This window comes from Endozoicomonas sp. ALB091, assembly GCF_049310265.1.
GTDB lineage: Bacteria > Pseudomonadota > Gammaproteobacteria > Pseudomonadales > Endozoicomonadaceae > Endozoicomonas.
Window position 1 is genome coordinate 936189 of the sequence record NZ_JBLYNQ010000008.1, and the last position, 24572, is coordinate 960760.

The 24572-nt window shown below is 50.1% G+C and carries 24 protein-coding genes and 1 tRNA gene; 11 read left to right on the top strand and 14 right to left on the bottom strand.

All coding sequences use genetic code 11. The features are described from left to right. Positions 1 to 174 precede the first annotated feature (174 nt). Positions 175 to 250, top strand: a tRNA-Lys gene (locus tag ACO6UX_RS20380). A gap of 50 nt (positions 251 to 300) precedes the next feature. On the opposite strand, the gene ACO6UX_RS20385 is transcribed toward ACO6UX_RS20380, so the two are convergent. Both ACO6UX_RS20385 and ACO6UX_RS20390 read right to left on the bottom strand, forming a co-directional pair. Beyond that, positions 301 to 1614, bottom strand: coding sequence for an NAD(P)/FAD-dependent oxidoreductase (locus ACO6UX_RS20385; RefSeq protein WP_422450159.1), 1314 nt, complete (start codon positions 1612 to 1614; stop codon positions 301 to 303). Between the two features lie 125 nt (positions 1615 to 1739). Next, positions 1740 to 1979, bottom strand: coding sequence for a DUF3094 family protein (locus tag ACO6UX_RS20390; protein ID WP_422450160.1), 240 nt, complete (start codon positions 1977 to 1979; stop codon positions 1740 to 1742). A 183-nt stretch (positions 1980 to 2162) separates the two neighbouring features. On the opposite strand from ACO6UX_RS20390, the gene ACO6UX_RS20395 reads away from it, so the two are divergent. Beyond that, entirely contained in the window at positions 2163 to 2939 is a 777-nt protein-coding gene (locus tag ACO6UX_RS20395; protein WP_422450161.1) for an SAM-dependent methyltransferase, read from the top strand. A 39-nt stretch (positions 2940 to 2978) separates the two neighbouring features. Here the strand turns inward: ACO6UX_RS20395 and ACO6UX_RS20400 are convergent, their stop codons facing one another. From ACO6UX_RS20400 to ACO6UX_RS20410, 3 genes are all read right to left on the bottom strand, one after another. After that, on the bottom strand, positions 2979 to 3788 hold the full coding sequence (locus ACO6UX_RS20400) for a hypothetical protein (protein ID WP_422450162.1): 810 nt from the start codon (positions 3786 to 3788) through the stop codon (positions 2979 to 2981). 183 nt (positions 3789 to 3971) lie between these two features. Further along, positions 3972 to 4982: a nucleoid-associated protein gene (locus tag ACO6UX_RS20405; RefSeq protein ID WP_422450163.1), complete on the bottom strand. Its 1011-nt coding sequence runs from the start codon at positions 4980 to 4982 to the stop codon at positions 3972 to 3974. A gap of 128 nt (positions 4983 to 5110) precedes the next feature. Next, positions 5111 to 5713: a TetR/AcrR family transcriptional regulator gene (locus tag ACO6UX_RS20410; protein ID WP_422450164.1), complete on the bottom strand. Its 603-nt coding sequence runs from the start codon at positions 5711 to 5713 to the stop codon at positions 5111 to 5113. 169 nt (positions 5714 to 5882) lie between these two features. On the opposite strand from ACO6UX_RS20410, the gene ACO6UX_RS20415 reads away from it, so the two are divergent. Further along, entirely contained in the window at positions 5883 to 6428 is a 546-nt protein-coding gene (locus ACO6UX_RS20415) for a thioredoxin family protein (protein ID WP_101747754.1), read from the top strand. Between the two features lie 4 nt (positions 6429 to 6432). On the opposite strand, the gene ACO6UX_RS20420 is transcribed toward ACO6UX_RS20415, so the two are convergent. The 7 genes from ACO6UX_RS20420 to ACO6UX_RS20450 all read right to left on the bottom strand — a co-directional run bounded on the left by ACO6UX_RS20420 (position 6433) and on the right by ACO6UX_RS20450 (position 10751). Then, entirely contained in the window at positions 6433 to 7041 is a 609-nt protein-coding gene (locus tag ACO6UX_RS20420) for a tRNA-uridine aminocarboxypropyltransferase (protein ID WP_422450165.1), read from the bottom strand. 109 nt (positions 7042 to 7150) lie between these two features. Then, positions 7151 to 7426, bottom strand: a complete 276-nt coding sequence (locus ACO6UX_RS20425; RefSeq protein WP_422450166.1) for a DUF406 family protein — start codon at positions 7424 to 7426, stop codon at positions 7151 to 7153. A gap of 136 nt (positions 7427 to 7562) precedes the next feature. After that, on the bottom strand, positions 7563 to 8624 hold the full coding sequence (locus ACO6UX_RS20430; RefSeq protein WP_422450167.1) for a hypothetical protein: 1062 nt from the start codon (positions 8622 to 8624) through the stop codon (positions 7563 to 7565). Between the two features lie 232 nt (positions 8625 to 8856). Next, entirely contained in the window at positions 8857 to 9105 is a 249-nt protein-coding gene (locus ACO6UX_RS20435; RefSeq protein ID WP_422450168.1) for a DTW domain-containing protein, read from the bottom strand. Positions 9106 to 9214: 109 nt separating this feature from the next. Beyond that, complete coding sequence (locus ACO6UX_RS20440) at positions 9215 to 9490, bottom strand: DUF406 family protein (RefSeq protein WP_422450169.1); 276 nt, start codon at positions 9488 to 9490, stop codon at positions 9215 to 9217. A 101-nt stretch (positions 9491 to 9591) separates the two neighbouring features. Next, entirely contained in the window at positions 9592 to 10059 is a 468-nt protein-coding gene (locus ACO6UX_RS20445; RefSeq protein WP_422450170.1) for a YjiG family protein, read from the bottom strand. A gap of 2 nt (positions 10060 to 10061) precedes the next feature. Then, positions 10062 to 10751 (bottom strand): nucleoside recognition domain-containing protein, encoded by a 690-nt coding sequence (locus tag ACO6UX_RS20450; RefSeq protein WP_422450171.1) that lies wholly within the window; start codon positions 10749 to 10751, stop codon positions 10062 to 10064. A gap of 420 nt (positions 10752 to 11171) precedes the next feature. Here ACO6UX_RS20450 and ppc point away from each other — a divergent pair, with 420 nt between their 5' ends. Continuing rightward, positions 11172 to 13877: a phosphoenolpyruvate carboxylase gene (ppc, locus tag ACO6UX_RS20455; protein WP_422450172.1), complete on the top strand. Its 2706-nt coding sequence runs from the start codon at positions 11172 to 11174 to the stop codon at positions 13875 to 13877. Positions 13878 to 14274: 397 nt separating this feature from the next. Here the strand turns inward: ppc and ACO6UX_RS20460 are convergent, their stop codons facing one another. Beyond that, on the bottom strand, positions 14275 to 17487 hold the full coding sequence (locus ACO6UX_RS20460) for a hypothetical protein (RefSeq protein ID WP_422450173.1): 3213 nt from the start codon (positions 17485 to 17487) through the stop codon (positions 14275 to 14277). A 360-nt stretch (positions 17488 to 17847) separates the two neighbouring features. Between ACO6UX_RS20460 and ACO6UX_RS20465 the strand changes: the two genes are divergently transcribed. The 6 genes from ACO6UX_RS20465 to ACO6UX_RS20490 all read left to right on the top strand — a co-directional run bounded on the left by ACO6UX_RS20465 (position 17848) and on the right by ACO6UX_RS20490 (position 22237). Continuing rightward, the gene (locus ACO6UX_RS20465) at positions 17848 to 18063 is read left to right on the top strand and encodes a hypothetical protein (RefSeq protein ID WP_422450174.1); all 216 of its coding nucleotides are present in this window, start codon (positions 17848 to 17850) and stop codon (positions 18061 to 18063) included. Between the two features lie 11 nt (positions 18064 to 18074). After that, positions 18075 to 18308: a tautomerase family protein gene (locus tag ACO6UX_RS20470; protein ID WP_163373103.1), complete on the top strand. Its 234-nt coding sequence runs from the start codon at positions 18075 to 18077 to the stop codon at positions 18306 to 18308. 108 nt (positions 18309 to 18416) lie between these two features. Continuing rightward, a complete protein-coding gene (locus tag ACO6UX_RS20475) occupies positions 18417 to 19538 on the top strand; it encodes a beta-ketoacyl-ACP synthase III (protein ID WP_422450175.1) in 1122 nt (373 codons plus the stop codon). Between the two features lie 369 nt (positions 19539 to 19907). Continuing rightward, positions 19908 to 20558 carry an adenylate kinase gene (gene adk / locus ACO6UX_RS20480; RefSeq protein ID WP_269675437.1) on the top strand — a complete coding sequence of 217 codons (651 nt, stop codon included), beginning with the start codon at positions 19908 to 19910 and terminating at the stop codon, positions 20556 to 20558. A gap of 186 nt (positions 20559 to 20744) precedes the next feature. Further along, complete coding sequence (gene tsaB, locus ACO6UX_RS20485) at positions 20745 to 21416, top strand: tRNA (adenosine(37)-N6)-threonylcarbamoyltransferase complex dimerization subunit type 1 TsaB (protein ID WP_422450176.1); 672 nt, start codon at positions 20745 to 20747, stop codon at positions 21414 to 21416. 17 nt (positions 21417 to 21433) lie between these two features. After that, positions 21434 to 22237, top strand: coding sequence for an undecaprenyl-diphosphate phosphatase (locus tag ACO6UX_RS20490; RefSeq protein WP_422450177.1), 804 nt, complete (start codon positions 21434 to 21436; stop codon positions 22235 to 22237). A gap of 49 nt (positions 22238 to 22286) precedes the next feature. Here ACO6UX_RS20490 and ACO6UX_RS20495 read toward each other — a convergent pair whose 3' ends face one another. Next, a complete protein-coding gene (locus ACO6UX_RS20495; RefSeq protein ID WP_422450178.1) occupies positions 22287 to 22694 on the bottom strand; it encodes a hemerythrin domain-containing protein in 408 nt (135 codons plus the stop codon). Positions 22695 to 22966: 272 nt separating this feature from the next. Here ACO6UX_RS20495 and ACO6UX_RS20500 point away from each other — a divergent pair, with 272 nt between their 5' ends. Further along, a complete protein-coding gene (locus ACO6UX_RS20500) occupies positions 22967 to 24448 on the top strand; it encodes an alanine/glycine:cation symporter family protein (RefSeq protein WP_422450179.1) in 1482 nt (493 codons plus the stop codon). Positions 24449 to 24572: the final 124 nt, after the last annotated feature.

Below are 24572 nucleotides of genomic sequence, written 5' to 3' on the forward strand. Positions count from 1 at the left end.
ACAATTATGGCAGATCACTTTATTATGGGACGGGTTGCGGGAATTACTGAGTGATACTTTCGTCCTCGGGCTTTACAAGCTCTATGGGGATGGGTAATATCGTCGCCTCTCTGGTTCGCAGTCGGTTGTGAACAAGGAGCGTTCTGTCTATCAGCCTGTGGCTGGTGCAGAAATGGGTCGTTAGCTCAGTCGGTAGAGCAGTTGGCTTTTAACCAATTGGTCGTAGGTTCGAATCCTACACGACCCACCATTTTCCAGTTTTTATAGCCGTTGGTGAACTTTTTGCCAACGGCTTTTTTGTTAGTGAAGTTTAAGCTGTGGTCGGGTTGTCCTGCTGATCAGGTCCTTCAGAATCAATGTTCCGGTTCTCAGTTTGCCAAAGAGTGTCATCTGGTGCATCCGGTACAGGCTGATGTAAAACCATTTGGCCAGTGTTCCCTCAATCATCATATCGCCGGTAATGGCACCCATCAGATTGCCCACGGCACTGAAACGGCTCAGGGAGATCAGCGAGCCGTAATCCTGGTAATTGAATTCCAGCGCTGTGGAGCCATTGGCCTGGGCTATCAGGCTTTTGGTCAGCAGGGATGCCTGTTGATGGGCCGCCTGTGCCCGGGGAGGAATGGTAATACAGTCATTGTTACTATCAGTCAGGGTACAACTTGCACAGTCGCCCATGGCGTAGATTTGATCGTCCAGCGTCGTTTGTAAGGTGGAACGGACAACCAGTTGATTGATCCGGTTGGTTTCCAGGCCATCTATATCGGACAGAAACTCAGGTGCTTTGATCCCCGCTGCCCAGATTCTCAGGTCGGATTCAATAAACTCACCATCACGGGTGGTTACCCCGTCAGCCTTGATTTCGCTCACCATCTGTCGGGTCATTACCCGAATCCCCATTTTGCTTAACTGCTTTTGAACACTGTTGCTGATTCGAACCGGCAGTGCAGGCAGTATTCTTTCGCCTCCCTCGATGATGGTTACTTCCAGATCCTCCGGCTTGATGGCATCCAGTCCATAGTGGGCCAGTTCAATGGCGGCAAAATGGAGTTCTGCGGCCAGCTCCACGCCAGTGGCACCGGCACCAATAATGGCAATGCGAAGCCTGGTGCTTTCGTTATTGCTTGCCTGGGCGTGAAGGTAGTGGTTTATCAGGGTGGTGTGGATTTTCTCTGCCTGTTGACGGTTATCCAGGAACAGGCAGTGCTCTCTGGCACCGGGTGTATTGAAGTCGTTGGCGGTGCTGCCTACGGCAATAACCAGCTGATCGTAGGCCAGAGTGCGGGCAGGCACTACCTCGTGACCGCTGGCATCCTTAACAGGGCTGAGTCCGATGGACTTTTCTACGCGATTCAGGCTGGCCATCTTGCCCGGGATAAATTTGAAGTGGTTCCATTTGGCCTGTGCCAGATAGCTTAATTCATCCTCAAAGGCATTAAGGGAGCCAGCGGCCACTTCGTGCAGGAGCGGTTTCCAGAAATGGGTATTATTGGCATCAATCAGGATGATTTCAGCGCGCTTTTTTTTGCCGAGTTTCCTGCCCAGGCCGGTGGCCAGTTCAAGTCCTCCGGCTCCACCACCAACGATCACGATTCTATGGAGTTTGTTCTTCACATTGATTCCAGTTTTTTCTATTAATTATGTATGGCTGTTATGGGGGCTGTTATTGTTTCACCGGAGAGCCGAATTTACTGTTCATGGCTATTTTTTTGCCTGCGTTCTGGTTGCAGGTCATCCTCTCAGTCAGGTAAAACCAGATAGCCGATAATCCGGCTTAAAACACCAAGCACAACAATAACAACGGTTAGCCAGGCCATCAGGCGCAGAGGCTTGAATGGCGAACGCTCGACCTCATTAACCCCTTCTTTTAAATACTGATCAACCCGCTGCTGGTCTTCAGGATACAGCCGTTTGGATTGTTGGGCGGAACTGGCAATGGGCTTTTTATCGGCAACAGGCGCTGAAGTATCTTGGCTCATGGTCATAACTCCCTTTCTTCAGCCCAAACATAGTACATTCTGAGATCGGCGGAAAGGTGATGGGATGGTTTTTGACCGATTTATCAATTTGCCCGGCGGCATCGGGTATTTTGCGTTCCGGGCAATGGCTGGTATTAATATAAGGGCACACTTTCGAAATCACTTTCGTTCAGGGGCAAAGGCATGGCATTTAACAGGGAATTGTTAATACTGGCTTTTCGGCAATGGCGTTATCAGTGGCGACAGAGTTTCAGGGAGCTGAAGCGCTATGGCAGAAACCCAAGGTTTGTTTTTCCATGGTTATGGTTGAAGCTCAGTTATCTGCTGGATAGTCCGTACGCGGTCAGTCGTCGTTATCAGCGTCGTATCAAGGCGGAGAACATTTATGTCTACGGTGAAACTCCCTTGACCAGCCTGGAGTTAATTGCGGAAAGATCAGGCGTGAGCTCGGACGATCATGTGTTTGAACTGGGTGCCGGGAGTGGTTTTACCAGTATCTGGTTGCAGGGGGTTAAGGGGTGCCAGGTTACCGCTATTGAGCAGATTCCACTGTTTTGCTGGCGCTTGCAGCGCACCAGCCAGCGTATGCGGTTGCATGGCATTGATGTTCGCTGTGAAGACTATCTGACGTCGCCACTGGAAAGCGCATCAATTATCTATCTGTATGGCTCAAATCTTGATGATCATGTCATAACCGGGCTGGCAGAGCGCCTGGCTGAACTACCCGCTGGCATCAGGATTATTACCGTCAGCTATGCGCTGCAACCATTTCTGCATCAGCAGGCGTTTAAGGTGACTGATCAGTTCACGGTGCCTTTTGAGTGGGGTGAAGCGGAGGTGTTTCTGCAGGAAAGGATGTCGGCAACTGAAGTGCTGACGATTATGGCACCAGGGAGTCATGAGTCAGACAGCTATTCTTGTATCGTTCCGGAGAGCGGTATGGTAGAGAATGAAGAATGATGCTTTTGTACGTGATAGCCGTGGCTGAAAAGCGCTTATTTACAGCATACGTTGGACGGAAGAAAGCCTGCGAACAATCCGTTTGCCATAGCGCACAATCAGATCAGGTATCTTCCGTTCCGGAAACCGCTCAAAACTGCTGTGAATAAACGACCAGGCGGCGTTTGCCTGTTTGACGGGTACCATGGCGTGGGGATGATCACCTAACTCATCATTAAAAGCTGTCATTCGCTGATGGAACCGGTTGGCCTGTGCTTTCAGTTGCATTTGGTTGGTATTGGTGATCTCGGTATTTTGTTCTGAAACCAGCAGGTTCAGGTAGTCTCTGGTCATGTATTGCATCAATAGCGCTTGCTCCAGAAAGCGCAGATTGGCCTTGTCTCCAGCCAGGACGTCGGTGACTTTTTGCCTCAGCAGCAACAGCTGGCGATCCATTTTCGCCAGTACCCGCAGTAATGAGGTTCCAGAGGGGGGGGCAGAACTGGCTGGAATGGTGCTCAGCCAGGTAATGTGTTTGTTGACCACCGGCCAAAGGGATACGACGGTGACCAGCAGTTTATTGGCTTCAGGATCATCAAGGCTTTCTGGCAGCGTATTGATGGTGATGTTGACTGATTGCTGTGCCAGCTGCAGTGCGTTTCTGGCATCCTGATCGAGAAAATCCAGCTGCAGGCGGTGAATGCTGATCAGTATGTCGTTGAGCATTATTTGCTGCTGGATAATGGTGGCAGGAGATAGGGCAGGGGATTCTTTTTCGCTCGCTTTTACACCGAATGCCAGCAGGATTGTGGACAAGGTGATGACCGTTGTTGCACGAAAAGCTGCACGAAAAACTGCACGAAAAATCATAGTGGCTTCCGGGTTGTTTTTCATCAGGTGTTTATCGGCAAGCGGGATGCTTGCTGTAGGAAGCAGACCTGAATACCCTCTGCGAATAAAAGCGTGTGCAGTGTGATGCAGGCACCCATCCCTGGGCGTCAGATCAATCCCTTGTGTTTATTTGTAGCAAATTTGTTCTGGTATGGATACTGCTTAATTCTGCTTCAGCTGTGCTTTCAGTTTGTCAGGAACCCCGGTGATGATCAGTTGATCGTTGGTTTCATCGTAGCGAATCTGCCCGCCCAGCAGCTCGGCATCAAAAGAGAGGCTGAGTCCCTTGCTTCGCCCGGTATAGCGTACCAGCTGGGTCAGCTTGCGGCGTTCAGGGGACATGGGGGTGCTCATGTCATAATCCCGGGTGTTGACAAAGCGGGCAAAGTCATCCGGGCCAGCTTCGCTGAGGTGGCCTGTCAGCTCCTGCATTGACAGACTTTCCCCTTCATCCAGTTTGTTCTGGCAGTAATCATAAACCTGCCGTTTTACAATCGTGCGGTTTTCTTCTACCGGTTCTTCTTGGCAATACGCCTCCACAGCCTTGAGAAGGGTGTCCGCTTCGTCTTTGCTGCTGCTGGTTTCACTGCAGCCAATCACCTCCTGGAATACGGTACTGAGACGTTTGCCCCCTTTTGGCCGGAGAAACGATAGATAGCGCCCCGCTTCCGGGTTTTTCTGCCAGTCGGTAATGTTGATGCGACAGGCCAGGGACATGCGAGCAGTGTCCAGATAGGACGTGTCCTGAATGGTCAGCTCATCAGTAATGGTGACACTGTTCTGGCTGCTGAGCATGCAAAGCAGCAGATAACGAGTCAGGCCCTGTTGATAGTCTGCGAACATCACGTAGCCACCATTGATGGCTCCGGCCTCACTGAGGTTTTGCCCAAGGCTGGTCAGTGTTTCTGTGGTGAACTGGGTAAAACCGGCGGCCTGTTCATCGGAGCCTTGATCCATATATTGCTTCAGGCGTTCGGGAAAACTGTCCTCTGCCAGATCGGAGAACTGGCCATAACACTTATCGGGTTTTTTATTATAGGTTTGCAGCAAGTCATCCAGTACCAGCTCCAGAGAGGGGGAGGAGACCAGGCTCTGGGAAGCTGGAGTGGGCTGTAACTGCTCTGAACCATGGGCAAGGTCCAGTTTGTGCACAATAATCTGTTTGATGGTCATGACTTGATGCTGGAAAGTCCGAATTGATAGCTCGATATGGTACAGGGATTCTGCGTGTTTTGCTTTACTCGACAAACTCCCGGCACGGCCTGAAGGTGGGTAATGGATCAAGTTCATTATGGCAGGCATTACTGGTGCGGGATGGAAGTAAAGAGGTTATTCAGGCTCTGCCTGACCTGTTTGTCCAGGGCATGCTGATTCGGGTTCACTTTGGCCATCAGCTGAATGCTCAGATACAGGTTCAGCAGCTCGCTGGCGATAACTTCATGATTAATAGTAGCGCTGCTGTTTTTTTTCGGTTCTGTATATTTCTCAATAAAATCAATAAAGCCTGTTCGCAGCATCTGGATGCCTTTCTGCACCCGTTCTGATGCATCGGACGGCAGTAGATGGAGCTCATTGCTGGTGGTCACCAGGAAACAACAGTTGCGGTAGCTGGCCTCCTGACCATGACGATAACCGGAGGTAAAAAAGCGTCGGAGATCCAATAGCGTGGGACTGTAGGCCAGGTACTTATCGATTCTTGGTTGCAGCTGCCATTCAAGGTAGTGATCAAGAGCGCAGAGAAATAATTGCTCTTTATTCTGGAAATGATAATAAAGGCTACCCGGATGCATATCGGTAACCTCTTCCAGTTGCTTCAATGAGCAGGCATAAAACCCCCTGGACCAGAAAAGCTCAAGGGCATCGCTTAACACCTGTTGTCGATTGAACGAGGATGATCTTCCCATAGGCTTACTATTGATTATTGTCACCCTAAGTTAGCAGAGTTTTGACCTCTGTAAACAGCCTTGTGGTGCCAGGGCATGGCTTATGCCATGATTTCGTTGAATTGCAGAAACGTCGCGGACCACCATATCCACTATGGTTAAACAGGTTAAATAACAAAGGTGATACATCATGGCGCTCACACCCTCTTCTATGGTTGAACTTGGTTTTCAGGCTCCGGATTTCAGTTTGCCGGATGTTTTTTCCGGGACCGAAAAAACTGTGGCTGAGGTGGCCCGAAGTAAAGGGCTTCTGGTGATGTTTATCTGTAACCATTGCCCTTATGTTGTGCATATTGAAGAAGCGCTGGTGGCATTGGGTAAAGAGTTTCATGGCACGGATCTGGGCATTGTCGCGATCAGCGCCAATGACGTGACCGATTACCCCCAGGATCGCCCTGAGTTGATGGCCCAAAAGCCCTATGGCTTTCCGTATCTTTATGATGAAACTCAACAGGTGGCTAAAGCCTATCAAGCGGAATGTACGCCAGACTTTTTTCTTTTTGATGGAGATTTGAAGTGCGTTTATCGCGGACAGTTTGATGGCTCAAGGCCGGGGAATGGTAAACCGGTGACAGGAGATGATCTTCGCAGTGCCATGACCGCTTTGCTAAAGGGCTTGCCAGTCAGTGAAGATCAAAAGCCCAGTGTCGGTTGCAACATCAAGTGGCGTAAATAGTTACTCAACCATTTCTCTGCGGATAATTTTTCTTGAAAATCTCCTGCCCCATGGCGTTGATTTGCTGGTCAATCATCAGGCTGAATGTGTCCAGAAGCTGCTGATGTGCCTGGCTATCCCGGCTGGCCTGACGCAGCAGGGTAACCGCTGCTTCTACCGTTGATAAGGCACCTTCTCCCGGTGCTTTGCGAATGCGATAGTCGGATATGGCAAGCTCGGTGAGCTCAATACTGGGGAGTTGTTGCAGTTGTGGGTTGCGGTAATAGATCTTTTTGGCCTTGCGCCAGGTTCCATCCAGGATGATCAGTGCTTCCGGCATCGCTGTTCGCAGAATATCCTGGCTGGCGTGGGCATTAGCCCCGGGAAATAGCAGATAGCAGTCCTTTTCTGCCAGCGTTGTTTGGAGGTGTGTATGATCGGAAAAATCTTCCCCCACCCATACCTGGCAATTACCGATGCCCAGCTCCAGAATGCGAGCCGTATTCAATGGGTGCCTGGACTCCCGGGGATGCTGCAGAATAATTATATCCATGCAGGCGGTTTCTTCTTTTAGCGCTGAACAGTAACACTGCGTTTCCGGGCGTTGGCATCGAGGGCATAGGGGTCTGGGCATGAGTGTTAATGTCTGGCTTATGTTCGGGAGGCCTGGCAAGGACTGCGAGGTGGATAGCCAGCGAACAGTTTATACCATTCGCCCGGTGACTGTCTTTTTGGCTGGAGAATCAGGCGTTCTTCATCTGAAAAATCAGTTTTTCAGCGGTGCAGTCAAACTCAAACATGGCGCGAATCACGGTCTGACCGTGTTCATCAACGGTTTCAGCAGAGATTTTGCAGTTGCCGGAACCGATTTTTGCCGCCTCTTCTTTCAGGGCATCAAATCGTGATTCAGCATTGACGCCAGAAAGATCGATCGTCAATACGGTATCGTCTTCTTTAATAACGGTGCCAACTTCTACGCAGTTACAGGCAAGGCTTTCAAATGGATCTTTCTCATTCATGGCTACTACTCACAAAAATACAGTCGTCCAGACAAAAAAAGCCGGGAAGTCCCCAGCTTTTTTATTGTTGAATCTGGATCATAGCGTTGAATAAAGATTCACACCAGCAGATTCATGACAAACGTGTAGTGTATCATCAAGCCATCAAGGATTGATCACGTCTTTCTTGTTCTTGCCGCCTGGAAATTACATAAAACTGATCCGCTACTCCGACCCGGTAGAGTGCACTATGGCAGCGTTTGCAAAAAACAGCCAAATGACCCAGACATTCATATATGGATCTGTTTGATAAGGAAGATATGTCAATACCAGGTTGTTGCTTTCTTGTGAGGGCAATGCCTTCTAAGACATATTCATGAAATGGCTGGCCAACACCATTCCTGTCAAAATCACTGATTAGCTCTTTTAATGCACCATTTCTTTCTAAACGGTAGGGATTATCTTTAAGGTAGCTATAGATGTGATCAAAAAAGCTTTTTTCCTTTTTCGCAGTGTGGCTTGCATAAAACTCTCTTCTTTCATCCGAGAGCTTGGCAAAGTTAGCTGACTTATCGAGCTCCAGTTCGTTGCCGACAAACTTTTCTTCCAGTTGACGAAGATGGTGAGAATCAATGGGATACATTTCTAAAACTCGACCCAGATAACCAATCATTCCATCATCGTAAACAAGCGTGTCACCGATAAGATTTAAGGTTTCAATAGAACGCTTCTCTTCTGGTAGCAAGTATTGACGTAATCTCGCTGCACCATTGTAGTTTTCATCTTTCGTGTACGCGGTGGCGACCCAATCAAAAAAAATATCGAACATTTCAAAGTATGGATGGAACGCCTGCCAGTAAAAATCATCTCCGAAGATATCTTTTTCATAAGGGCATTTGTGAAAACTCAAATAATCATTGAATAATTCGAGAGTCCATCCGGAAGAGCGAGCTGGTGCTTGCCCGGGAGTTGCTGCAGGAACCAAATCTGATGCAGTCTGATTTGCTGAATTGTTCGGAGGTAATTCTGTAACATGCCGACTGGACAGGGGCTGCTGCGCATAATCTGTACCGTAAGGGGGATTTTGTCCATCTCCGACCTGATGGAGTTGGCTATCGGTGTTGGTACTCCATGTTTCAGTCGCAGGTTCCACATTTTCTTCAGCTGCTAACTGATTGCTCCAGCGCGCAGGGCTGGTAAAGTTTAATGTACGATCCATGATCAAAACCTTTTTATTTGAGTGGTAGAAGGAAATCACTGCAACCAAGTCTGCAATTATGCTGCATAGTCGTATGGGTTAACTTGTGCCAAGCCTCAAGCATCATAAACCTCAGTCAGTTCAGGGTCTCAGCTTTACTTATCTTTAAACAAAAACAACTGGCATATCGCCATCCCATAGCTAAAGCAATTAGGATAATACAAACATTCTTATTAGCGTCATGACAGAGGTGTTAGCAATACTGTACATTAAAGACAGCAAAACTGTTTCGCCTACACATAGCTGATCTAAAATCTTCACCCACCCATACCTCGCAATTACCGATGCCCAGCTCCAGAATGCGAGCCGTATTCAATGGGTGCCTGGACTCCCGGGGGTGCTGCAAAATAATTATATCCATGCAGGCGATTTCTTCTTTCAGCGCTGAACAGTAACACTGCGTTTCCGGGCGTTGGCATCGAGGGCATAGGGGTCTGGGCATGAGCGTTAATGTCTGGCTTATTTTCGGGAGGCCTGGCAAGGAGTGCGAGGTGGATAGCCAGCGAACAGTTTATACCATTCGCCCGGTGACTGTCTTTTTGGCTGGAGAATCAGGCGTTCTTCATCTGAAAAATCAGCTTTTCAGCGGTGCAGTCAAACTCAAACATGGCGTGAATCACTGTCTGGCCATGTTGATCAACGGTTTCAGCAGAGATTTTGCAGTTACCGGAACCGATTTTTGCCGCCTCTTCTTTCAGGGCATCAAATCGTGATTCAGCATTGACGCCAGAAAGATCGATCGTCAATACGGTATCGTCTTCTTTAATAATGGTGCCAACTTCTACGCAGTTACAGGCAAGGCTTTCAAATGGATCTTTCTCATTCATGGTAACTACCTTCACAAATATAAAGTCATCCAGACAAAAAAAGCCGGGGAAGTCCCCGGCTTTTTTATTGTTGAACCCGGATCATAGCGTTGAATAAAGATTCACACCAGCAGATTCATGACAAACATGGCCATCAGGGAGTTCAGGATACAGATGCCAAACAGGACAGGGTAACGGCGACCCTCCGTCCCGATAACACCAAGAATACGTCCAGCGTATTGAATGGTGGAACCCATCAGGTAGATAGCAGGTGCCAGAATGGCAATGTCGCGGGCGTGCAGGGCGCCTTCATTCAACAGGCCTACGGCAACACCAACGGCACCTCCCATGGACATAACCGCTGCCATCAGTACGGCAGCCCCTTCACCAGGTACCCCAAACAGCGCCATGATCGGGCCAAACACGGTGGCCAGAACATGCAGAAAACCGGTCAGAGACAGAATCTTGATGATCACGAAGGCCATCATGATATTTGGGATAATGCTCCCGATACCAATGCCCCAACCCTTACGGGCGCCTTCAACAAAGACGTCAGTGATCATCTTTTTACTTTCAGGTGCAGCACTCATGATCAGTTAGCCTCCGCAGTGATGGCTTGTTCGCCGGATTTCTTGTCAATGGCCTTGAGGTAGAAACGCATAATGTTGGCACCGACGATTTTAAAGATAAACATTACCGCCAGGGCCAGACCAATAGAACCGGGAACGGCAGCACCCGTGGTGTCAGATAGGGTGAACAGTATCGCACCGGAACCGAAGAAGTTGACGATCAGTGCACCTCCGGAGAACTGGAATGCGGTAAAGACATCTTTTTCTGTGTCAGTCAGTTCGCCTTCATCCGCCAGGGATTTGGTCAGGCCCGCACCCACGTCGGTGGACTGCAGACTACCGATAATGGCCAGACCCGTTGAACCGGGAATACCCATCAGAGGACGAAGCAGAGGTGTCAGCATTTTACGGGCAGCTTTCAGCGCGCCATAGTGCTCAAGCACTGCAATCATACCCAGGGCGAACATGGCCGTTGGTACCAGACCCAGGGCAAACAAAAAACCATCGGCCGCACCGCTACCACCCACACCACGGAAAGCGGCCATGCCACCTGTGGCGTCTTTCATCAGCTTGCCAAAGCTACCGTTAAGGGTGGTGAAGTCAAAGACACCGTACCACTCATTAGACTTCAGGAGTCCGGAAAAGAACACGACAGCAAATGCCAGTGTTATATAGGCTCCAATGGAGACCTTCTCCTGGTCATCAGTTTTCATTGTTTCCCCCTGGGATATTTACAAGCGTTGTAGAAATCAGAGTTAAAACTTGCATTGCCTGAGAGCTTATAAGTCTGCTGTGCAAGATAGAATCAGGGTTAGACGCAGTATTTCGTACTTCGGTTTCGGTTCTTACGACACCGTATTTTCATATCAGTCGACTTGCGCTTCGCTGATAAAAACGACGGTGTTTTACTGTGTTGAACATTGAAGAAATTGAAAGGGAGCAGGGTGTTTTACTGTGAGGGTATGGGTTTTTTTGTGAGTAGGTGATTTCCCTTTTTTCTTACGTGTATCTGGTATAGGCTGCGCTTTGTTGTACTCATTTAACAAGTAAATTGTCGTGGGTTAATACGAGTCAGGCTTACCAAGACTTACAGAGGCAAAGTGGGCCGGAATAACATCGAAAGGCAAAGAGCTATGTCAGAAAAGCCAACAGAGAACCCATCGTCGCTGCGTCAAAATGTCAATATGCTGGGTACCTTGCTGGGTGACGTCATCCGGGACCACAAGGGAGAGGACTTCTTCAATAAAATCGAGGCTATTCGTCAGTTGTCCAAAGCGGCCCGCAGTGATGCCGAGAGTGATGACGGTCTGAATGAACAGCAGGCCCTGTTAGACCTGCTGCACAGCCTGCCTGATGATGAGCTGGTACCTGTGGTACGGTCTTTCAGCCATTTCCTGAATCTCACCAATATTGCCGAGCAGTTCCACCTGGTATCCAGAGACTGTGAAACCAGCCACTGTGTTCCTGATCACTTCAGTGACTTGCTCAAGGCGCTGAAGCAGAAAGGTCTCAGCGATCAGCAGATTGCCGAGAAAGCATCAGAGCTGGATGTTGAGGTGGTACTGACTGCGCACCCGACCGAAGTAACCCGTCGTACATTAATTCAGAAATATGAGCAGATATTCCAGTGCCTGAGTGACCTGGAAAACCAGTCGCTCAGTGATAACGAACAGCAGCGCATTGAACAGCGCATTCGCCAGCTGATTACTCAGGCCTGGCATACCTATGAGTTTCGCAGTAAACGACCAACACCGGTTGATGAGGCAAAAGGTGGCTTTGCCACCATTGAGCACTCCCTGTGGCATGCGGTGCCACAGTTTGTCCGTCAGATGGATGACCGCCTGCAAGCGTTCACCGGTCACCGGTTGGCAATTGAGGCGGCACCCGTGCACTTTTCCTCCTGGATGGGGGGCGACCGGGATGGTAACCCGTTTGTAACATCTGAAGTGACCCGTGAAGTATTGCTGCTCAGTCGCTGGATGGCGGCAGACCTGTTTTTAAGGGATCTGAAACCATTGATCAGTGAGCTTTCCATGAGCGATTGCAGTGATGAGCTGCGGGCGCTTGTGGGGGACTCTCGGGAACCTTACTGGTCTGTGTTAAGAGAGTTGCGGGAAAAACTGAGACATACCCGTCAGTGGTGTGAGCGAGGTCTGGCCAGACCCGGGGATGCACCGGCAACACCGACGGCGGGCGTCATGCTTGATAATGAAGATCTGATCAAGCCATTAAGATTGTGTTACGACTCTCTCCATGCCTGTGGCCTGGGGGTTATTGCCGATGGCCCTCTGCTGGATACCCTGAGAAGGGCATACTGCTTTGGTCTGACGCTGATTAAACTGGATATTCGTCAGGAGTCTGGCCGTCATACCCAGGTGCTTAGCGAGCTGACCAAGGCCCTGGGTCTGGGGGATTATGAGCACTGGGAAGAACTGGAAAGACAGAGCTTCCTGCTGAAAGAGCTGCAAAACCCAAGACCTCTCTTGCCGAATACCAAAGGGCCCCTGAAGTGGTCGCCATCACCGGACGTGCAGGAGGTTTTAAACACCTGTCGTGTCATAGCGGCTGAGGGCTCCAGGGCACTGAACTGCTATGTGATTTCCATGGCCAAACAGCCATCGGATGTACTGGCGGTGGCTCTGCTGCTGAAAGAATGCGGTGTGAATTTCGACATGCCCATTGCACCACTGTTTGAAACACTGGACGACCTCGACAACGCAGCGGAGTGTATTCGTCACCTGCTGTCATTACCCTGGTATCGCGGTTATTGCCACGGTGGCCAGATGGTGATGATTGGTTATTCTGATTCTGCCAAGGATGCGGGTTGGATGGCGGCTGGCTGGGCTCAGTACCGCGCCATGGAGGAAGTGACGGCGGTATGCGCTGAGGCCGATGTCCGGTTGACCTTGTTCCATGGCCGTGGTGGTACCATTGGCCGTGGTGGTGGCCCGGCCCATGCGGCGATTCTTTCCCAGCCTCCGGGGTCGGTCAATAACCGCCTGCGGGTGACTGAGCAGGGGGAAATGATCCGCTTTAAGTTTGGCTTTCCACAAGTAGCCGTCCAGAGTCTGATGCTCTATGCCAGCGCCACACTGGAAGCAACCCTGTTGCCGCCGCCAGTGCCAAAGCAGGAATGGCGTGAGGTAATGGATCAGTTGTCAGCGGATTCCGTGAAGGTGTACCGGGGCATTGTTCGTGAAGAACCAGACTTCGTACCTTACTTCCGGGCCGTAACGCCGGAAATGGAGCTGGGTAAATTGCCGCTTGGCTCCCGTCCCGCCAAGAGGAAACCCAATGGTGGCGTGGAAAGTCTGCGGGCTATTCCATGGATTTTTGCCTGGACACAGATTCGCCTGATGCTGCCAACCTGGCTGGGCTGTGGCGGAGCGCTGGAGAATGCGGTCAACAATGGCAACCGGGATGTGCTGGAAGCAATGATGACCGACTGGCCGTTCTTTAAGGCACGTCTGGAAATGCTGGAGATGGTCTTCACCAAGACCGATGCCCAGCTGGCCAGGTATTATGAAGATCAGCTGGTGCCCGATCATCTGCGCTACCTGGGCGAAAAACTCAGACGCATGCTGTCGTCTGCCATCGAAGTGCTGCTGGATCTTAAAGAGGGGGATGAGCTGATGTCATCACACCCGCAGAACAAAGAAGCCATTGGTCTGCGTAACCCTTACACGGATCCTCTGAACTTCCTTCAGGCTGAGTTGCTGCAGCGGGTTCGCTCCCATGAAAAGATGGCGGGAGAAGATGCGGAAGTGGGCGAGGAGCTGGAACAGGCATTGATGATCACCATTGCCGGTATTGCGGCAGGTATGCGGAATACTGGCTAATTGAGAGTGTGCCGCAGTCATATTAAGGAATTGTCTCGGAATAAATACCGCCTTTGACTGAGGACTTGTTAAGGTGGCTAGTACATGGTTTCAATGAGCTTGATGGGGTGTCGTTCCTCCGCACTCCGTTCGTCCTGAGGCTGTCGAAGGACCCATAGGGCCTAATGGCGGAAACTCCGAACTCTGATAGATTGTGCCAAGCACCCTTCGACTCCGCTCAGGGTGAACGGAGATTGTACACGTCAAACTCATTTAAACCATGTACTAGCCGCTAACTACAAAAGCACAGGCGGCCTGTCTCTTGCGGGCAGCGCTTACTGAAATCTCGAAGTTATTTCAGGACTGTTCCTTAACAGCAGCTGGGTCGTTATCGTGGTAGCAGGCGTCATGGTTAAACTCACCGTGCCGCCTTTTTTTGTTGCTGCTGGCCGTTCGGCTGCATACGATAGACGACCCTTCCTTCATATTCATCAGACACCACCTTTAGCCCTCGTTCATTCAGTATCCGGGCACCGGTGCAGTCCGGCTGCCGAAATATTTTTTCAAGCTCGGACTGCGGCGGCGTACCGATTGCGGGCAGGATACCCTTCTGTTGTAACCGCTCAATCTCTGATTGCATGCCGTGGCGGGTGGCAGGTGATAGCAAGGACATTGTGTGGTTCAGTTCATCCGCTGCCACGATAATTTTTTCTGTCAGGGTCATATTTTCAGGTAATTCAATCTGTCTCAGTTCCTGCTCATTGTGCAGCTTTCGGTAGGCACCGGCTGAGCCGGTTTTCGGGTCCCAGCAATCGGGGAGGGGCAGGTTGTCCGAGCGTTTGGGGTGATCGGTCAGGCAGGGTTTGATGCCCGCTTTCGCTGCCATCACCAGCCGAACCAGATCATCCAGGCTGTCGCGCATGCACTGCTGCGGATCAGATGCCTGTTCAATCATCAATCGCCGTTTGGTGTTATCCACCGGCAATCGGTATTTCGTGGTGAACGGGTTGGCGTCTTTGTGGTGCCAGCCCCCGGTAATGCAGGCCAGATGCCTGAAGCTCACCAGTGCTGCCCGGATCAGCCGGGTAAACTCTGGTTTATTGACCACGCGCAGTAGCTCAATAGCTTCCGGGTTAAAGTAGCGGTTCTCTCCGGGCTCTGCAGAACCCGGCGTCAGTCGGATCGCGGGAAAATCCTCCCGGCAGGGGATGACCCGGACGATATCGACGATATCACCAAAGCGCAGCACCTGACGAAGCAATAATTCGTCTGCGGAGCATTGCTGGTCACTGGTGAAAGGAGCCCTGACCGGCTGCATCTGGTTGCTGTTTTTATTTTTCAGGGCACTGGATACTAACCCGATCAGTTCATCCGGGTAGTGATGCAAACTCTGCATATCACGCTGGAACAGTTCAGCGGCACGACGCTCTTCCACATCTTTATGCTCATCTTCAGCAACTGCGTCGTGGTATAGCTCGGCAATGGGCAGTAATTCCTGCAGCAGGGGCTGGTTTTTCAGCAGTTCCTTAAATGGCGCATGAATGCCAGGCAATACCTCCACAAGAAACTCGGTCGCCAGCTGGGTTCGCAGGGCGTGATCCAGGCCGTGAACTTTGCGGGAGCGGGGTTTGCCCCCTTCCAGTATGACTTTTGCTACGGTGGGATGGAGATTCTGGTAATAATGCCAACCCGCTACCCGGGTGATGGCAGGATAGTGGTCAATACGGTCAAGCTCACCTTGCACAAAGTTCGGTGGGGCGGTCAGAAATTTGTCGAGCCATTCGCTCTGGCCGGTTTCCTTATCAGGCAACCGGATAACGCAGAAATTATTTACCTTGGGTTCTTGGTGAAAAATCTTTAAGCAGCTGAATAATGGATTGTTTGACAGTGGGATAGTGGTCATGTAGCGAAAATGCTCGATTAACTGCTCATCGTTAAACCGCTGCGGCGATAAGCCATTTTGCAGGTAATCCAGCAATTTTTGCCCGTCAGCATTTTTGTTCAGATAAAACTGGTGGTATATTTTTTCGCCGATCAGTTCCCGGCACAGATTTTCAACCCAGTCGGCTCCGGTGGATACCGATTGACGGGCCAAAACTTTTTTCAGATTGTCTATAAACGTAGCCAGAGTATTCGGGATTCCCTCAGGGGGTGCCATTTGCCCCGGCTTTACCTCTGTATAGAAGCGTTCCGTATAAACCATCTTGTTGCAGCTAATCTGCCACAGGATCTCGTGGCGGATAATCCTGAATTCATCCCGGGTCAACAAACTCTCCTGGCAGAAATACCTGGCTGCCAGTAACAGCCATAGGCTACCGGTCACGTTAGAAAGATGCTTTTTTTGAAAGTCGACCCTGGTTCCATGGACAATCAGAAGACAGACGACTAATGGGTTACGATTGGAGTAATGATCACAATGACCTTGCAACAATATTGGGACAAATAACCTGTTAAGCAATGCCTTCCTGCAAGTCTGCGCTTGCTTGCCAAGCTTCGATTTTGTCTCCTGCCAACGATCTCCGTATAAATCCATATCCAGGAAAATGCAGTTTCCCCGGTCTTTGAAGTCTCTTAAATCACTTGCAGGGAAAAAGGACGTACTAATCAATTTTTCCAATAACTGCACAGGTAGATTGACATTAAGTAACCGGGCATTTTCTATCGCTTCCAGTAATTCGGGTAAGCTACATAATATGTCCCCGGTAGATAATATTTTTATCAGGTCCAGATTTTTTTCTGCCTCTGCTACGGGTTTGATACTTTCCGGAATATTGATCAGCAGCTGCAAAAAACGATCAACACCGGACTGCACCAGCACCTTGAACAGCGTGATAGCCTGCCCCATGGTTTGAGCATATTTCGAGAATGTTCTGGCGTTTGCCGAAATCGCCTCTATTTCATGGCGCTGCAGTTTGAGCGGCGGGAATAGCACACCCCGCTCGCTATCGTATACCGACAGCCGTAAAGGTTGGCGAAATTCCCCAGCGGCACTGGCGTCATCTCCCAGTTCCAGCAGTAAAATGTTTTGCATCATATCTGCGACCCGGTCAAACGTAGCTTCCCGGTTAAAGTCGAGAAGATATCCGCAGTGCATCAGACCCAGATTAATGCGGCAAATAATTTCCGGGTAGGTTTTTTCGATGTTTTTCCTGCTGGATAACTGATGCAGCAGGTAACCTGTGCTGTCAATACGCCCGGAGGTTTTGGTATCAGGGAAGATGGTTTTGCTCTGCCAATATTTTTCTTCCAACTTGATGTTCAGCGTTACGTAATCCGTGATTTTTTTTATCGGTTTGGAATGTGTTTTGTTCGGCTGAAAATCTCCTTGGGCATCGGTAAAGGCATCATGTTTATAGGCCCATGCCAGCTCAACCTCATTCCTCTCTATTGGTCCCAACATGGTCACTACCCATGATTCCCCGCTGAATACCTGCTCTTCACCATGTTTAGTTAAGGGGTTGTTGCATTGGGGACTTAACCGGGTAACCGGCTTTGTTTCCCAGCCGAGCCATTTGCCCTTGCGTGCATCAACAGCCCGAACCATTAATCTGCCATCCTTGAATAAGCTGACAATATCATCTGCCGGGCGAGAACCGGGCGCAGGAGTCTGATTAACTGAAGATATAGTCATAAGGTGATTATTAATTTCTGTTTATTGATTATTGTTGGATTTAATAACTATCAAATAGTTCCTCTATTCCTTTTTCAGCCTGTCCCATCGGTACATTTGGCGAAGTGTGCTTCCTGAACCTAGGAGCCTGTCCGAGAATAGACTGCCCTACGCGGCAACTGCTCCTGCGTTGCTCTAGCTCCTGCATCCATGCAGTCGTGCGGTGGCAGCAAATTGGTCTAAAAATTCCGTTTTGTTCGGCAAATAGCCCCGCTATTCACCTCACAAAACGGAATTTTTATCCTCAATTTTCTGCCATCCTCGCTACGGGGTCGCCTAGACGGGCGCTATTCTCGGACAGCCTCCTAGTCCGGAGCTGTTATGTCGCAATTTAATATCCTTAATCAACCCAAACCGTTTTACCTGATCTTTTTTATCAAGTTATGGGGGCGCTTTGGGTACGGCCTTCAGGCTCTGTTATTACTGTGCCAGGTGCGTCAGCTGGGAATGGAGGATGACCACGCATTTATTACCTTTGGTGCTTTCAGTGCCTGTGGTGAAAATGAGCTAATCTGTGAGGGTCGGTATTTATTGTGAGGTGAGTGCTTATGCCGTTTGTCTCTGTGAAAACGGTCAAGGGGCTGTTTAATGAAATCCAGAAGCAGGAAGTGATGGATGGAATCTCTAAGCTGCTGGTGGAGGTTGCAGCAGGTGGTGAAGATCGTTTTCAGCAGGCGGTCTGGGTGGTCATTGAAGAGGAGGAGCCCGGAAACTGGAGTCTTGGGGGGAATAGCCCGGAGCTGGAGGCATCAAGACAAAAGCGGGGAACCGGCAAGCCCTGACGCCAGAAACGATAATTTCATAAGGTTGGTTACTTATTGGTTCCCTTGGTAATTACCCTGCTATAAGATGCGAAAAATAAAAGACAATAAGCATGTGATGGAGTGATTGTGCCGGAAGTCGTGATCAGTGGTACCGGGTTATATACCCCGCCGGGGGCCATCAGTAATGATGAGCTGGTCAATGCATTCAATGCCTGGGTCGACCAGCAGAATGAAAACAACAAAGAGGCCATAGCCGCCGGTGAATTGGAACCGCTGGCCCGAAGCAGTAGTGAGTTTATTGAAAAAGCCTCCGGAATTGTTAGCCGCTACGTGGTTAACCGGGAAGGCGTTCTTGATCCGCAGAGAATGGTTCCACGAATTCCCGAGCGTGGCAATGAGGATATCTCTGTCCAGTGCGAAATGGCACTCCATGCCGCCAGAGGGGCTCTTGGCCAGGCCCGGGTAGAGCCATCCGGCGTGGATATGATTATTGTCGCCTGTTCCAATATGCAGCGCCCTTACCCGGCCATTGCCGTTGAGATCCAGCAGTTTCTCGGTGGCGGTGGTTATGGTTATGACATGAATGTCGCCTGTTCTTCGGCTACCTTTGGTATCCAGGCTGGCGTCGACGCTATTCGCAGCGGGTCTGCAAAACGGGTATTGATGGTGAACCCGGAAATTTGTTCGGGTCATCTGAACTTCCGTGACCGGGACAGTCACTTTATTTTTGGTGATGCCTGTACTGCCGTATTGCTGGAGAGTGAAGACATTGCCAGGCGGAAAGATGGCTACCGGGTACTCGGTTGTCACCTGTGGACTCAGTTCTCCAATAATATCCGTAACAACTTTGGCTTTCTGAATCGTGCGGATGAAACCGGTGTCGGCAAGCCCGACAAACTGTTTGTCCAGAATGGCCGGAAAGTCTTTAAAGAAGTTTGTCCACAGGTGGTGAAGCATATTTCTGATCACCTTGAGTCTCTTGCACTTACCCCCGGAGATTTGAGCCGTCTATGGCTGCATCAGGCAAACTTGAATATGAACCAACTGGTGGCGCGCAAGCTGCTGGGCCGTGAGCCGAAGCCCCGGGAAGCGCCGGTGATTCTTAATGAGTACGCTAATACCAGTTCAGCCGGTTCGATCATTGCCTTTCATAAACACTCGCTGGATCTGACATCAGGGGATAAAGGTGTCATCTGCTCTTTCGGGGCAGGTTACTCCATCGGTAGTGTGGTGGTTGAAAAGCAGTAATTTTCATATTGGTTCCTGGGACATGGTTACAATGAGTTTGACGGGCTGTCGTGCCTCCGTACTCCGTTCGTCCTGAGCTTGTCGAAGGACCCATAGGGCCTAAAGGCGGAAACTCCGGACTTTGATAGATCGTGCCAAGCACCCTTCGACTCCGCTCAGGGTGAACGGAGATTTTACACGTCAAACTCACTTCAACCATGTACCAGGCCCAGGTGATAAGTCCAAACTTGTCACCGGGCTTCCGGCTGTATATGCTTGTCCGCTTTTTATTGAATACGTCAATAAATTTGTCACATTCCAAGCCAGACGATGTCTCTATAATACGATCTCTTGCCGCAGAGAACGGATGGCTGGCAACAGGAGCTTTTCATGCGCGTTATTCTGCTGGGTGCACCGGGCGCCGGTAAAGGGACTCAGGCTCAATTTATCATGGAAGAGTATGGTATTCCCCAGATCTCTACCGGGGATATGCTGCGGGCTGCGATCAAGAACGGCACTGAGCTGGGCAACAGGGTCAAGGCCGTCATGGATTCCGGGGCGCTGGTTTCTGACGACATCATCATTGCCCTGGTCAAAGAGCGTATTGCTGAGAGTGATTGCGCCAACGGTTTCCTGTTTGATGGCTTCCCACGCACCATTCCCCAGGCAGAAGCCCTGCGTGATGCCGGTGTTGCCATTGACCACGTTGTGGAAATCGCGGTTGATGATGAAGAAATCGTCAAGCGCATGAGTGGCCGTCGCGTGCACCCGGAAAGTGGTCGTACTTATCATGTGGTCTTTAATCCACCCAGAGAAGAGGGTAAGGATGATGTGACCGGTGAAGCCCTGGTGCAGCGCGCAGACGATGAAGAAGAGACGGTACGCAAGCGTCTGGGGGTCTACCATGATCAGACTGCGCCATTGGTTGAGTTCTATCAGCAAGTGGGTGGCGATACCCGTTACAGCCGCATTGAAGGTGTCGGCTCTGTTGATGAAATCAAACAGCAGGTGCTGGACGCGCTGAAGCCTGTTCTCGCCTGAGTGAGATAGTTGCCTGATGTTGTTGCCCGGGCAATAACTGTTGATCAAAACAAAAGTCGGGGGTGTGAGAAAGCGCCACCGGCTTTTTTGTAATGACTGAAAATACGGTTGTAATGAACTGCCGGTCTTATCAAAATAGTCGGCTGGCCATGTTGCTGACGCTCACCAAAACAGTAAAGACTCCCCATGAAACTGCTTGCTCTTGATACCGCAACGGAAGCCTGTTCTGTTGCCCTTAACCTTGATGGCGAAGTGATTGAACGATTTGAGCTGACTCCCCGCCGACACAGCCGTGATCTGCTGCCAATGGTTGAAGACGTTCTGGCTCAGGCCGGCTTAAGCCTTAAGCAGCTGGATGCCCTGGCCTTTGGCCGGGGGCCTGGGGCATTTACCGGCCTCAGGGTGGCGACCGCCATGGTTCAGGGGTTGGCGTTTGCGGTTGATCTGCCGGTGGTTCCGGTCTCGACGCTGGCTGCTCTGGCTCAGCAGGGGCTCAGGGAGCACAAGGCAGCAAAAGTGTTGAGTGCCATTGATGCCAGAATGGATGAGGTATACTGGGGTGCGTTTTCCGAGTCGGATGGCTTAATGGTGCCGGTTGCTGCGGAAATAGTGACCCTGCCAGAAAACGTTGTAGTACCGGTTATGGATGGGTACTGGTTCGGGATGGGCACTGGCTGGGCATTCAGACATCGACTGTCGGCCACCGTGGTTGATTGTCAGATTGAAGCCTGGCCCAGGGCCCATTATATAGCCCTGCTGGCTGCTGCCGACTTTAAACGGGGTAAAGGGCTGCCTGCGGAGCAGGCCATGCCGGTTTACCTTCGGGATAAGGTAGCTCTGAAAAAATCAGAACGTTAAGACAAGGACGGATCGTTATGGACACTCTACAGACCATTATCCTGGCGCTGATCCAGGGCATTACCGAATTTCTTCCAATCTCCAGCTCGGGTCACCTGATTTTGCCCGCCCAGCTGCTTGGCTGGACGGACCAGGGGCTGGCATTTGATGTCGCTGTGCACATTGGTACGCTGGCTGCCGTCATTGCCTATTTCTGGAAAGACCTCTTTGCCATTGCCCGTGACTGGCTGGGCTCTCTGGTGGGGAAGGGCGCTACCGTTAACAGCCGTCTTGGCTGGTATCTGATTTTTGCCACATTGCCCGCCGTGGTATTTGGTCTGGTCCTGAAAAAAATGGGTCTGGATGAGGCGATGCGGACCGTTGCGGTTATTGCCGGTACCACCCTGATTTTTGGTGCCCTGCTGGGTTGGGCAGATCTGCAAGGCAAACGTATTCAACCCCTGGAGCAGATGTCTTTCAGGCAGGCGATGCTGATTGGCCTTGCCCAGGCACTGGCGCTGATCCCGGGCACATCCCGTTCTGGTATTACCATGACGGCCGCGTTAATGATGGGCTTTACCCGTGATGCGGCTGCCCGATTCTCGTTCCTGCTGTCCATTCCTGTGATTCTGGGGGCGGGTAGCCTGTTGATGCTGGATCTGGCAGAAAGCACGGTGCCGGTGGACTGGCCGACACTGTCCCTTGGAACCCTGGTGTCGGCTGTCAGTGCCTGGCTCTGTGTGCATTTCTTCCTGGCATTTATCAACCGTATCGGGCTTATGCCATTTGTTATCTATCGGATGGTTCTGGGTGTGGTGCTGCTTGGGTTTGTATTCTTCTAGAAGGGAATAATGATCGGCTGAGAACCAGCCGATCATTTAACTGCCGGTTTCAGACACCTTTGATTCTATCGTAAGTCTTGTAGAGAATCGCTTCTTCCTTGGTGATTCGCTTGCTCAATGCCTTGATGATGTTGTTGCAGTCCTGCTGAAAGTTTTCGTTGGTATTATCACCATTTTCATACAGGGCGAAAAAAACCATCACGTCGGCAGAAATCTTATCCATATCCAGCGCATAGTCAGTCAGGGTAGACTTCAGGCTGTCATCGTTCTCAGCGGCTTCCCGCAATACCGGATACAGGTACTTATCTTCTTTGTTTAAGTGGGCCAGCAGCATTTTTTTTGCGGAAAGTATCAAATTTCGACCTTGCTGGTTGTCAACACCCACTTCACGTGCTTGTAAAAGCAGGTCACTGATTTGCACGTGTTCACTTTTGAATTCCCGGATTAACTGAGACATTTGTGTTCACTCCCTGAACATAACGGTTTCTAATATTTTAGGACGATATTACTACATTCGTCTCAAACCGTTAATTATTAACCGTTTTGAGTGGCTGGCCCACCTTCAGGCTCTGCTTCGACCTCTATTGCCCGGGCAGCCCACTGGCCATTGATAAACAAAGGCATTGTTTATTTTTTGTCTTTTTGGGCAGTTTTTACCCTGCAAAATCCCCCTTTGTGTCAAAAATCCTCTGCTATTCTTGTTTGGTGTGAAAAATCATTGGGGCTCAAATGAGTACGATCTTTTTAGAAATTACGACCTTCATTTGGGAATATTTACTGATCTATCTGCTGCTGAGTGCTGGTGTTTACTTCACTGTCAGAAGCCGATTTGTCCAGTTTCGTTATTTTTTTCACGCATGGAAGCTGACGCTGGGGTCTCGAAAGACATCAGGTAATGAAATCTCTTCTTTTCAGGCCCTTTGTACCAGCCTGGCTTCACACGTGGGTACTGGTAACCTGGCCGGGGTTGCCATTGCTATCTTTATCGGTGGCCCCGGTGCGGTGTTCTGGATGTGGATCGTTGCCCTGCTGGGAATGGCCTCCAGTTTTGTAGAGAACACGCTGGCGCAGCTCTATAAGACCAACAATAAAGATGGAACTTTTCGTGGTGGCCCTGCTTACTATATAGAGAAGGCACTTGGCCTGCGCTGGCTGGGTATTTTATTTTCAGTTCTCTTGTTAACGACCTTCGGGTTTGTCTTCAATGCGGTCCATGCTAACTCGGTATCCCAGGCGGTTTCCGGTCATATGGCGATAAGTCCGGTATTGGTCGGCCTGGTCATTGCCGGTGTGACCGCTGTGATTATTTTCAGAGGGATCCACTCGATTGTTCATTTTGCAGAGTTAGTGGTTCCGGTAATGGCACTGGCTTATCTGCTGATTGCTTTTGGTGTTGTCGCTTTTCATTTGAATGAAATGCCTGCCGTTATCACGTTGATTTTTGACAGTGCATTTGGTCTGCATTCAGCCGCAGGTGGTGCTATTGGTTATTCCGTAGCACAGGCCATGATGCAAGGAATCAAGCGAGGCCTGTTTTCCAATGAGGCTGGTATGGGCAGTGGTCCCAATGCTGCTGCAACTGCGACACCCAAACCAAACCATCCGGCGGCTCAGGGCATTGTGTCGATGATCAGCGTGTTTATCGATACCATTGTGATCTGTACAGCGACCGCAGCCATTGTGCTGCTATCCGACCAGCTGGGATCAGGCGGTACCTTCAATGGTATCCAGCTGACTCAGGCTGCGCTCGCTGGTATTGTCGGTGGCTGGGGGCAGTGGTTTATTTCCATTGCTGTCATCTTTTTTGGTTTTACATCGGTGATTGCCAATTATTACTATGGTGAGTCAAATCTTCTGTTTATCCGTAACAGTCCCCGTTTATTGCAGGTTTATCGATCTGTTGTCGTATTTTTGGTCTTTCTTGGTTCAATCGCATCCCTCGAGATGGTATGGATGGTTGCTGACCTTGCCATGGGGCTGATGGCACTGATTAATCTTGTGATCATCCTGTTGCTCAGTGGCCCGGTTATGCGGGTATTGAGGGATTACGATTTACAGTCAGGATCCGGCCGATCCCCTGAGTTTAACCGCATTCGTTTTCCTTTTCTGGATCGAACGATTGATAAGGATGTCTGGGTTCATAAACCTGAATCTGAGGACTCACTCGAACGCATTGGTAATGCCAATTTTCAGGAGACGAAGTCCTGTTAGCAAAAGTTGAAACGTTGATGTTGGTTGATCTTTATCAGGTATTGCTTATTTGAGGAATGTTGTTGACAAGGTAGTCTTTTACATTGCCTCGTGTTATCTGAAATTAAACAATGAAAGATTATTA

Bases quoted from the DNA above. Each gene is read 5' to 3' on its own strand.
- ACO6UX_RS20390 (WP_422450160.1), bottom strand. From the start codon at position 1,979: ATGAGCCAAGATACTTCAGCGCCTGTTGCCGATAAAAAGCCCATTGCC.
- ACO6UX_RS20395 (WP_422450161.1), top strand. From the start codon at position 2,163: ATGGCATTTAACAGGGAATTGTTAATACTGGCTTTTCGGCAATGGCGT.
- ACO6UX_RS20400 (WP_422450162.1), bottom strand. From the start codon at position 3,788: ATGATTTTTCGTGCAGTTTTTCGTGCAGCTTTTCGTGCAACAACGGTC.
- ACO6UX_RS20405 (WP_422450163.1), bottom strand. From the start codon at position 4,982: ATGACCATCAAACAGATTATTGTGCACAAACTGGACCTTGCCCATGGT.
- ACO6UX_RS20410 (WP_422450164.1), bottom strand. From the start codon at position 5,713: ATGGGAAGATCATCCTCGTTCAATCGACAACAGGTGTTAAGCGATGCC.
- ACO6UX_RS20415 (WP_101747754.1), top strand. From the start codon at position 5,883: ATGGCGCTCACACCCTCTTCTATGGTTGAACTTGGTTTTCAGGCTCCG.
- ACO6UX_RS20420 (WP_422450165.1), bottom strand. From the start codon at position 7,041: ATGCCCAGACCCCTATGCCCTCGATGCCAACGCCCGGAAACGCAGTGT.
- ACO6UX_RS20425 (WP_422450166.1), bottom strand. From the start codon at position 7,426: ATGAATGAGAAAGATCCATTTGAAAGCCTTGCCTGTAACTGCGTAGAA.
- ACO6UX_RS20430 (WP_422450167.1), bottom strand. From the start codon at position 8,624: ATGGATCGTACATTAAACTTTACCAGCCCTGCGCGCTGGAGCAATCAG.
- ACO6UX_RS20435 (WP_422450168.1), bottom strand. From the start codon at position 9,105: ATGCCCAGACCCCTATGCCCTCGATGCCAACGCCCGGAAACGCAGTGT.
- ACO6UX_RS20440 (WP_422450169.1), bottom strand. From the start codon at position 9,490: ATGAATGAGAAAGATCCATTTGAAAGCCTTGCCTGTAACTGCGTAGAA.
- ACO6UX_RS20445 (WP_422450170.1), bottom strand. From the start codon at position 10,059: ATGAGTGCTGCACCTGAAAGTAAAAAGATGATCACTGACGTCTTTGTT.
- ACO6UX_RS20450 (WP_422450171.1), bottom strand. From the start codon at position 10,751: ATGAAAACTGATGACCAGGAGAAGGTCTCCATTGGAGCCTATATAACA.
- ppc (WP_422450172.1), top strand. From the start codon at position 11,172: ATGTCAGAAAAGCCAACAGAGAACCCATCGTCGCTGCGTCAAAATGTC.
- ACO6UX_RS20460 (WP_422450173.1), bottom strand. From the start codon at position 17,487: ATGACTATATCTTCAGTTAATCAGACTCCTGCGCCCGGTTCTCGCCCG.
- ACO6UX_RS20465 (WP_422450174.1), top strand. From the start codon at position 17,848: ATGTCGCAATTTAATATCCTTAATCAACCCAAACCGTTTTACCTGATC.
- ACO6UX_RS20470 (WP_163373103.1), top strand. From the start codon at position 18,075: ATGCCGTTTGTCTCTGTGAAAACGGTCAAGGGGCTGTTTAATGAAATC.
- adk (WP_269675437.1), top strand. From the start codon at position 19,908: ATGCGCGTTATTCTGCTGGGTGCACCGGGCGCCGGTAAAGGGACTCAG.
- tsaB (WP_422450176.1), top strand. From the start codon at position 20,745: ATGAAACTGCTTGCTCTTGATACCGCAACGGAAGCCTGTTCTGTTGCC.
- ACO6UX_RS20490 (WP_422450177.1), top strand. From the start codon at position 21,434: ATGGACACTCTACAGACCATTATCCTGGCGCTGATCCAGGGCATTACC.
- ACO6UX_RS20495 (WP_422450178.1), bottom strand. From the start codon at position 22,694: ATGTCTCAGTTAATCCGGGAATTCAAAAGTGAACACGTGCAAATCAGT.
- ACO6UX_RS20500 (WP_422450179.1), top strand. From the start codon at position 22,967: ATGAGTACGATCTTTTTAGAAATTACGACCTTCATTTGGGAATATTTA.